Origin of the sequence: Streptomyces jumonjinensis (genome assembly GCF_009600885.1) — a bacterium.
Classification (GTDB): Bacteria; Actinomycetota; Actinomycetes; order Streptomycetales; family Streptomycetaceae; genus Streptomyces; species Streptomyces jumonjinensis.
Genome location: NZ_VCLA01000064.1, coordinates 1 through 8,619 on the forward strand (window position 1 = coordinate 1; position 8,619 = coordinate 8,619).

The 8,619-nt window shown below is 72.0% G+C and carries 7 protein-coding genes; 4 read left to right on the forward strand and 3 right to left on the reverse strand.

Annotated features, from left to right (window positions below; translation table 11 throughout):
- The first annotated feature begins 240 nt into the window (after positions 1-240).
- Positions 241-1,443 carry an amino acid deaminase/aldolase gene (locus FF041_RS07970; protein ID WP_153521649.1) on the forward strand — a complete coding sequence of 401 codons (1,203 nt, stop codon included), beginning with the start codon at positions 241-243 and terminating at the stop codon, positions 1,441-1,443.
- A 46-nt stretch (positions 1,444-1,489) separates the two neighbouring features.
- Here the strand turns inward: FF041_RS07970 and FF041_RS07975 are convergent, their stop codons facing one another.
- Genes FF041_RS07975 through FF041_RS07985 form a run of 3 tightly spaced genes read right to left on the reverse strand, consistent with a single transcriptional unit; the run spans position 1,490 to position 5,022 of the window.
- On the reverse strand, positions 1,490-2,272 hold the full coding sequence (locus FF041_RS07975) for a 3-oxoacyl-ACP reductase (protein WP_153521650.1): 783 nt from the start codon (positions 2,270-2,272) through the stop codon (positions 1,490-1,492).
- 6 nt (positions 2,273-2,278) lie between these two features.
- The gene (locus FF041_RS07980; RefSeq protein ID WP_153521651.1) at positions 2,279-3,637 is read right to left on the reverse strand and encodes an aldehyde dehydrogenase family protein; all 1,359 of its coding nucleotides are present in this window, start codon (positions 3,635-3,637) and stop codon (positions 2,279-2,281) included.
- A 20-nt stretch (positions 3,638-3,657) separates the two neighbouring features.
- A complete protein-coding gene (locus tag FF041_RS07985) occupies positions 3,658-5,022 on the reverse strand; it encodes a glutamine synthetase family protein (RefSeq protein WP_323391429.1) in 1,365 nt (454 codons plus the stop codon).
- A gap of 78 nt (positions 5,023-5,100) precedes the next feature.
- Here FF041_RS07985 and FF041_RS07990 point away from each other — a divergent pair, with 78 nt between their 5' ends.
- The 3 genes from FF041_RS07990 to FF041_RS08000 all read left to right on the forward strand — a co-directional run bounded on the left by FF041_RS07990 (position 5,101) and on the right by FF041_RS08000 (position 8,261).
- Complete coding sequence (locus tag FF041_RS07990) at positions 5,101-5,850, forward strand: FadR/GntR family transcriptional regulator (RefSeq protein WP_407698120.1); 750 nt, start codon at positions 5,101-5,103, stop codon at positions 5,848-5,850.
- A gap of 237 nt (positions 5,851-6,087) precedes the next feature.
- Positions 6,088-7,569 (forward strand): ethanolamine permease, encoded by a 1,482-nt coding sequence (gene eat / locus FF041_RS07995; protein ID WP_153521653.1) that lies wholly within the window; start codon positions 6,088-6,090, stop codon positions 7,567-7,569.
- Complete coding sequence (locus FF041_RS08000; RefSeq protein WP_323391430.1) at positions 7,566-8,261, forward strand: gamma-glutamyl-gamma-aminobutyrate hydrolase family protein; 696 nt, start codon at positions 7,566-7,568, stop codon at positions 8,259-8,261. Before eat ends, FF041_RS08000 begins: the two co-directional genes overlap by 4 nt.
- Positions 8,262-8,619: the final 358 nt, after the last annotated feature.

Below are 8,619 nucleotides of genomic sequence, written 5' to 3' on the forward strand. Positions count from 1 at the left end.
TCGTCGGGGAAGTCGGGCACGGGAGGGCGCTCGGCCTCCGTACTCATGCCGCCCCCCTTCTCGTCCAGGTCCCTCGACGGTTCCGCCGCCCCGGCCGTCTCCACTTCCGGCCCTCCGTCTGCACGTCTGCGTCACTCTACGGGTTTGTGCCCGTTCCACGGGACCGTGCCCCCGCGTCCATGGGGATCTGCCCAAAACGTCCCCCTACCCCCGGGTAATCCGGTCTGGCAGGCTCGGCCCATGACTTCCCGCGCCGCCGACCGGGCCCGCTACGACCGGGCCACCGCCCATCTCGACGCGCCGCTCGCCGTCGTCGATCTCGACGCCTTCGACTCCAACGCCGACGACTTGGCACGCCGGGCCGGAGGCAAGCCCATCCGGGTCGCGAGCAAGTCCGTCCGCTGCCGTCCGCTGCTGGAACGGGTGCTCGCCAGGGACGGGTTCGCCGGGGTCATGTCGTTCACGCTGGCCGAGTCGGTGTGGCTGGCGCGGGCCGGGTTCGACGATGTGCTGCTGGCCTATCCCTCCGCCGACCGGTCGTCGTTCGCCGAACTCGCCGCCGATACCCGGCTCGCCGACGCGGTGACCGTGATGGTGGACGACATGGCGCAGCTGGAGCTGATCGAGCGGTCGCGGGCGGGCGGCAGGGCGGAGATCCGGGTCTGTCTCGAACTCGACACCGCGCTGCGGCTGCTGGGCGGCCGGATACGGATCGGGGCCCGCCGCTCCCCGCTGAGCGAGCCCGTTCAACTGGCGGAGCTGGCACGGTCGATCGCCCGGCGGCCCGGGTTCCGGCTGGTGGGTCTGATGGCGTACGAGGGGCATATCGCGGGCGTCGGCGACCGGGTCGACGGCGCTCCGGTGCGCTCCCGGGCGATCCGGCTGATGCAGCGCCTGGCCCGTCATGAGCTGGCGGGGCGGCGGGCCGCGGCCGTACGGGCGGTGCGGGCGGTGGCCCCGGATCTGGAGTTCGTCAACGGCGGCGGCACGGGCAGTGTGCAGCACACCGCGGCCGAGGACGCGGTGACGGAGATCGCGGCCGGTTCCGGGCTGTACGTCCCCCGGTTGTTCGACCACTACACCGCGTTCTCGGGGCGGCCCGCCGCGCTCTTCGCCCAGCCGGTGGTGCGCCGTCCGGGGCTGGGCGTGGTGACGGTGCTCGGCGGCGGCTATCCGGCCTCCGGTGCGGCGGGCCCGGACCGCTCCCCCGTGCCGTATCTCCCCGAGGGGCTGCGCTACGACCCCCGGGAGGGCGCGGGCGAGGTGCAGACCCCGCTGCTGGGGGCTCCCGCCGACGATCTGCTGATCGGGGACAAGGTGTGGTTCCGCCATGCCAAGGCCGGTGAGCTGTGCGAGCGGTTCGACGCCCTTCAGCTGATCGAGGGGGACCGGGTGACCGGGACCGTGCCGACCTATCGGGGCGAGGGCCGCACCTTCCTCTGAGCGGCCCGCCGCCCCCGTACGCCTCGCCCCGCCGCCCCCGTACCCGCTACAGAGGCGTGACGTACGCCCCGGCGATCCCCCCGTCCACCAGGAAGTCCGTCGCGTTGACGAAGGACGAGTCGTCGCTCGCGAGGAAGGCGACGGCGGCGGCGATCTCGTCCGCCTCCGCGAACCTCCCCACCGGGATGTGCACCAGCCTGCGCGCGGCCCGCTCGGGGTCCTTGGCGAACAGCTCGCGCAGCAGCGGGGTGTTGACCGGCCCGGGGCAGAGCGCGTTCACCCGGATGCCCTCGCGGGCGAACTGCACCCCGAGCTCGCGGGACATGGCGAGCACGCCGCCCTTGGAGGCGGTGTACGAGATCTGGGAGGTCGCCGCTCCCATGATCGCCACGAAGGAGGCGGTGTTGATGATGGAGCCCCGGCCCTGGCGGCGCATATAGGGGATGGCGGCCTTGCAGCACAGATAGACGGAGGTGAGGTTGACGTCCTGGACGCGCCGCCACGCCTCGATTCCGGTGGTGAGGATCGAGTCGTCGTCGGGGGGCGAGATGCCCGCGTTGTTGAAGGCGACGTCGACGGAGCCATAGGTGTCGTACGCCGTCCGGAAGAGCGCCTCGACCTGCTCGGCGTCGGTGACGTCGACCCGTACGAAGAGGCCGCCGGCCTCCTCGGCGGCGGCCTTGCCGGTGGTCTCGTCGATGTCGGCGCAGACCACGTTCGCGCCCTCGGAGGCGAGCCGCCGGGCGGTGGCCAGTCCGATGCCGCTTCCGGCGCCGGTGACGACTGCGGTACGGCCCACCAGCCGGCGGCAGACGGATGTCTCGGTCATGGGTGCTCAGGCCTCCGTGCTGAAGTAGACGTTCTTGGTCTCGGTGAAAGCGGTCAGGGCGTCGGGTCCCAGTTCACGGCCGAGGCCGGACTGCCGGTAGCCGCCGAACGGGGTCGAGTAGCGGACGCTGCTGTGGGAGTTGACGGAGAGGTTCCCGGCCCGCACGGCGCGCGAGACGCGGATGGCGCGTCCGAGGTCACGGGTCCAGATGGAGCCGGAGAGTCCGTACTCGGTGGCGTTCGCGAGCCGGACGGCGTCGGCCTCGTCGTCGAAGGGGAGGACGACGGCGACGGGCCCGAAGATCTCCTCGCGGGCGGCGGGGGCCTCGGCGTCGAGGCCGGTGAGCACGGTCGGCGGGAACCAGAAGCCGGGCCCCTCGGGCGCGCTGCCCCGGATGCCGGGCAGCCCGTCGGGGGCGTAGGAGCGCACCCGGTCCAGCTGGCGCTGCGAGATCAGCGGTCCCATCCGGGTCTTCTCATCGGACGGGTCGCCGACGACGACCGACTGGACGGCGGGCGCGAGCAGTTCCAGAAAGCGCTCGTGGACCGTCCGCTGGACCAGGATGCGGGTGCGGGCGCAGCAGTCCTGTCCGCTGTTGTCCAGGAAGGACATGGGGGCGGCGGCGACGGCGGCTTCGAGGTCGGAGTCGGCGAAGACGATATTGGGGCTCTTGCCGCCGAGTTCGAGGGTCACCCGCTTCACCAGGTCCGCGCAGCGGGCCATGATCTGCTTCCCGACCCGGCCGGAGCCGGTGAAGACGATCTTCGCTACCCCGGGGTGTTCGACCAGGGCGTTGCCCGTGATGTCGCCCGCGCCCGGGAGAACCTGGAGCAGATGCTCCGGAAGGCCCGCTTCCAGGGCGAGTGCGGCGAGCCGCAGGGCGGTCAGCGGGGTGGCCTCGGCGGGTTTGAGCAGTACGGCGTTCCCGGCCGCGAGCGCGGGGGCCGCGCCCCAGGCGGCGATGGGGAGGGGGAAGTTCCAGGGCGCGATCACCCCGACGACGCCGAGGGGTTCGAGGAAGGTGATGTCGAGGCCGCCCGCGACGGGGATCTGCCGGCCGTTCAGCCGCTCGACTCCCCCGGCGGCGTAGTCGAGCAGATCACGGACGTTGCCCGCCTCCCAGCGGGCGTTGCCGATGGTGTGTCCGGCCTCGCGGACCTCCAGCCGGGCGAGCTCCTCGATGTGCTCGTCCACGACGGCGGCGAAGCGGCGGAGCAGCCGGGCCCGGTCGGCGGGGGCCGCCGCCGCCCAGCCCCGCTGGGCCCGGTCGGCCCGGACCACGGCGGCGTCGACCTCTTCGGCGGTCGTCGCCTGGACGGTCTCGATGATCTCGCCGGTCGCCGGGTTGAGGACCTCGTGGTGCATCGGATCATCCCTCACAGTCGTCACAGTCGTTCGAAGGAGCGGCGCAGCTCCCAGTCGGTCACCGCGGCGTCGAAGGCGGCCAGTTCGACGCGCGCCATATTGCTGTAGTGGGCGACGACTTCGTCGCCGAAGGCGGCCTTGGCGATGGGGCTGTTCTCCCAGAGCTCGGCGGCTTCCCGCAGGGTGGCGGGCACCTGGGCGTAGCCGGCGGTGTAGGCGTTCCCGGCGCACTCATCAGGCAGTTCGAGCCCCTGTTCCAGGCCGTGGAGACCGGCCGCGACCAGTCCGGCGACGGCGAGATGCGGATTGACGTCACCGCCCGGCAGCCGGTTCTCGAAGCGGGCCGAGCGTCCATGGCCCACCACCCGCAGGGCGCAGCTGCGGTTGTCGTACCCCCAGGCCACCGCCGTGGGGGCGAAGCTCCCCGGCTGGAATCTCTTGTACGAGTTGACGTTGGGCGCGTACAGCAGGGAGAAGTCCCGGAGCGCGGTGAGCTGTCCGGCCAGGAAGTGCCGCATCACGGGCGACATTCCGCCGGGGCCCTCGCCCGCCATGGCGTTGCGGCCGTCCGCGTCGGCGAGCGAGAGATGGATGTGGCAGGAGTTTCCCTCGCGCTCGTTGTACTTGGCCATGAAGGTGAGCGATACGCCCTCCTGGGCGGCGATCTCCTTGGCCCCGGTCTTGTAGATCGCGTGCTGGTCGCAGGTGACGAGCGCGTCGTCGTAGCGGAAGGCGATCTCGTGCTGGCCGGGGTTGCACTCGCCCTTGGCGGACTCGACGGTCAGTCCGGCGGCGGTCATGTCGTTGCGGATCCGGCGCAGCAGGGGTTCGATCCGTCCGGTGCCGAGGACGGAGTAGTCGACGTTGTACTGGTTCGCCGGCGTCAGGCCCCGGTAGTCGCGGTCCCAGGCCTGCTCATAGGTGTCCCTGAAGACGATGAACTCCAGCTCGGTGCCCACCTGGGCGGTGTAGCCCCGTTCGGCGAGCCGGTCCAGCTGGCGGCGGAGGATCTGGCGGGGGGCGGCGACGACGGGTGCGCCGTCGCTCCAGGCGAGGTCCGCGATGAGCAGGGCGGTGCCGGCGTTCCAGGGGACCCGGCGCAGGGTGGCGAGGTCGGGGCGCATGGCGAAGTCGCCGTAGCCGCGGTCCCAGGACGACATCTCGTAGCCGTCGACGGTGTTCATCTCGGTGTCGACGGCGAGGAGATAGTTGCAGCCCTCGCTGCCGTGCTCCAGGACCTCGTCGAGAAAGAACGGGGCGGCGAACCGCTTGCCCTGGAGCCGTCCCTGCATATCGGGGAAGGCGAGCACCACGGTGTCGATCTCACCGCTCGCGACCAGGGCGCGCAGCTGCTCTACCCCGAGCGGGGGTGTGCGGTCTGCCACGGATGTACGCCTCCTCGGGTCAGCCGGAAGCCATAAGGTATTGCTCCAGACCATTGCTTGGGAAGAGGAACCTTCGACGTGGCGAAGAGCGTGACGAAGAGCGTGGCGGAGCAGGACGACGCGGACCGGCTGACCCCGGTGCTGCGCCCGGTGCGCGCGGGCAACGGCTTCGAGGAGGCGCTGGAGCAGATCCTCCAGCTGCTGCGCCTCGGGCTGGTGCCCGGCGGGGAGCGGCTGCCCGCCGAGCGGGAGCTGGCGGAGCGGATGGGGATCAGCCGGGTCACCCTGCGCGAGGTGCTGAAGGTGCTGACCGAGCAGGGTCTGGTGGAGAGCCGGCGGGGCCGCTATGGAGGAACGTTTGTCCTCCGCCGCCCCGACGCCCCCGGCGAGGACGAACTGCGCAGACGGGGCGCGGATGTGGACGTCGAGGACACTTTGCGCTTCCGGGAGGTGCTGGAGACGGGCGCGGCGGGGCTGTGCGCGGCGCACCGGCTCACCGGCGAGGACGCCGCCCGGCTGCGTACCGCGCTGGTCTCGACCCATGACGCGCCGCTGGCCGAATACCGCCGCCGGGACACCCTGCTCCATCTCACCCTGGCGGAGCTCTCCGGCTCGGCCACCCTCGCCGCCCAGTACGCCGCGGTCCGCGCGACCCTCAACGATCTGCTCGACTGCATCCCCCTGCTGGTACGGAATCTGGAGCACTCCCAGCATCAGCACACCGCGCTCGTGGACGCGGTGCTCGACGGGGACGCGGACGCCGCCCGCGAGGTGATGCGGGAGCACTGCGAGGGCACTGCGGCGCTGCTGCGGGGTTTTCTGGCCTGACCGGGTCCGCGGAAGCGCCGCGGGGCTTTCCCGGCCCGACCGGCCCGCGGGGGGGCTCACGGGGCTTTCCGGCCCGGCCGGGTCCACGGAAGCGCCGCGAGGGCACGGCCGGGCCGCCGCGGCGCCTTCTCCGGCCGGGCCGGGCCGGGCCGGAGAAGGCGCGCGCACGAGCCTTGCGCAGCGCCCGCCATTGACGCAAAGGTGTCGCCCTAAACCTTTGAACGCCAGGAGCGACCCATGGCCGAAGGCACCACGGAACGTGACCCCTCCCCCGCCGAAGTCCCCGCTGAAGTCCCCGCCGACGACTATCTCCGGCGGCGTACCCTGCGCAGGGGCAGCGCGGGCTGGCTGCTGCTCACCGGCCTCGGCGTGGCCTATGTGGTCTCCGGCGACTTCTCCGGCTGGAACATCGGCCTGGCCAAGGGCGGCTTCGGCGGGCTGGCGATCGCCGCCCTCCTGATGGGCGTGATGTACGCCTGTCTGGTCTTCGCCCTCGCCGAACTCTCGGCCATTCTGCCCACCGCGGGCGGCGGTTACGGCTTCGCCCGCCGGGCGCTCGGCACCTGGGGCGGCTTTCTGACCGGTACGGCGATCCTGATCGAGTACATCCTCGCGCCCGCCGCCATCTCCATCTTCATCGGCGACTACGTAGAATCCCTCGGACTGTTCGGCCTGGAGTCCGGCTGGCCGGTCCTTCTCGGCTGCTTCGTTGTGTTTCTCGGCATCCATCTCTGGGGCGTCGGGGAGGCGCTGCGCTTCAGCCTGATCGTCACCGCCATCGCCGTCGGAGCGCTGCTGATCTTCGCCGTCGGAGCGTTCACCGACTTCAGCGCGGCTCGCCTCGACGACATCCCGGTCGATGAGGACGCTTTCGGCGCGAACTCATGGCTGCCCTTCGGGTTGCTGGGCATCTGGGCCGCATTCCCCTTCGGCATGTGGTTCTTCCTCGGCGTCGAAGGCGTGCCGCTCGCCGCCGAGGAGGCGAAGGACCCGGTCCGCTCGATGCCGAGGGCACTCGCCGTCTCCCTGGGCGTTCTGGTGCTCCTCGCGGTCCTCACCTTCTTCGCCGCCACCGGCGCCCAAGGCTCCGCCGCCCTCCAGGAGGCCGGAAACCCCCTCGTGGTGGCGCTCCAAGGAGACGGCGAACCCACCGCCCTGAGCCGCTTCGTCAACTACGCGGGCCTGGCCGGACTGGTCGCCTCCTTCTTCTCCCTCGTCTACGCGGGCTCCCGCCAGCTCTTCGCGCTCTCCCGCGCCGGATATCTGCCCCGGTTCCTCTCCCTCACCAACCGCCGTAAATCGCCCTACCTCGGGCTGCTGATCCCCGGGGCGATCGGCTTCGCGCTCGCCGCGTCCACCGGCGACGGGGCACGGATGCTGAACATCGCGGTCTTCGGCGCGACGATCAGCTACGCGCTCATGTCCCTCTCCCATCTCGTGCTGCGCCGCCGGGAGCCCGAGCTCTCCCGGCCCTACCGCACCCCCGGCGGCGTGCTCACCTCGTCGGTCGCCTTCCTGCTCTCGCTCTCGGCGCTGGCGGCGACCTTCCTGGTGGACCGGGAGGCGGCCTTCATCGCGCTGGGCGTCTACGCCGTGGCCGTCCTCTACTTCGCGCTCTACAGTCGGAACCACCTGGTCGCCAAGGCGCCGGAAGAGGAGTTCGCGGCGCTCGCGGCAGCCGAGGCGGAACTCGGCCGGAACGGAACGGAGTCACGGTGACCCAGCCGCTCATCGGCGTCACGACCTATCTCGACCCGGCCGCGTGGGGCGTCTGGCGGATGCCCGCCGCGCTGCTGCCCGCGGTCTACCCCGCGCTGATCCAGCGGGCCGGAGGGCTCGCGGTCATGCTGCCGCCGGACGCGCCCGCCGCCGCCGAAGGGGTCGTGGCACGGCTGGACGGGCTGGTCATCGCGGGCGGGGCGGATGTGGAGCCCGTACGGTACGGGGCGGACGCGGACCCCCGCACGGGGCCGCCGGCCCGGGAACGGGACTCCTGGGAGCTGGCGCTGATCCACGCGGCGCTCTCCTCCGGCACCCCGCTGCTGGGCGTCTGCCGGGGCATGCAGCTGCTGAACGTTGCTCTGGGCGGGACCCTGATCCAGCATCTGGACGACCATACCGGGGGCGAAGGGGTCTACACGGCGCACCCGGTGAAGCCGGTGCCGGGGACGCGGTACGCCTCGCTCGTCGGGGAGACGGCGGAGGTTCCGTCCTATCACCACCAGGCGGTGGACCGGCTGGCCGCGCCGCTGACGGCGAGCGCGTACGCGGAGGACGGGACGGTGGAGGCGGTGGAGCTGGCGGGGGCGTGGGTGCTGGGGGTGCAGTGGCACCCGGAGATGGGGGACGACCTCAGGGTGATGCGGGCGCTGGTGGAGGCGTCACAACGGGGAACCCACCCCAAGCGGTGACGAATCCACGGCGCGCACGGGCGGCCGGGCTCCCCGGCACCCGGGATGAACGGCGGGCGGTTGAGGTCTCAGGGGAGGGGTCCGCGCTCCTCCGGGGCTGGGCCGGCCGTTCCCCCGCAATCGGGTTGGGCGGGTTGAGGGGTCTCATGGGAGGGGGCCGCGCAGGGGTGGTGCCGGGACGTAAAACGTGATTTGTGGCGCGAAGGAGGCCCGCCATCAAACAGGGACTGGAAACGCGCCCGTAAATCATGAGTCCCGGCACCACCCCGGAGCGGACCCCGGCCCCAGCACACCGCCGCCCAGCCCCAGCCCGAAGCACCCGAAGCAGACCCCGCACCCCAACCCCGAAGCACCCTCG

Bases quoted from the DNA above. Each gene is read 5' to 3' on its own strand.
- FF041_RS07970 (WP_153521649.1), top strand. From the start codon at position 241: ATGACTTCCCGCGCCGCCGACCGGGCCCGCTACGACCGGGCCACCGCC.
- FF041_RS07975 (WP_153521650.1), bottom strand. From the start codon at position 2,272: ATGACCGAGACATCCGTCTGCCGCCGGCTGGTGGGCCGTACCGCAGTC.
- FF041_RS07980 (WP_153521651.1), bottom strand. From the start codon at position 3,637: ATGCACCACGAGGTCCTCAACCCGGCGACCGGCGAGATCATCGAGACC.
- eat (WP_153521653.1), top strand. From the start codon at position 6,088: ATGGCCGAAGGCACCACGGAACGTGACCCCTCCCCCGCCGAAGTCCCC.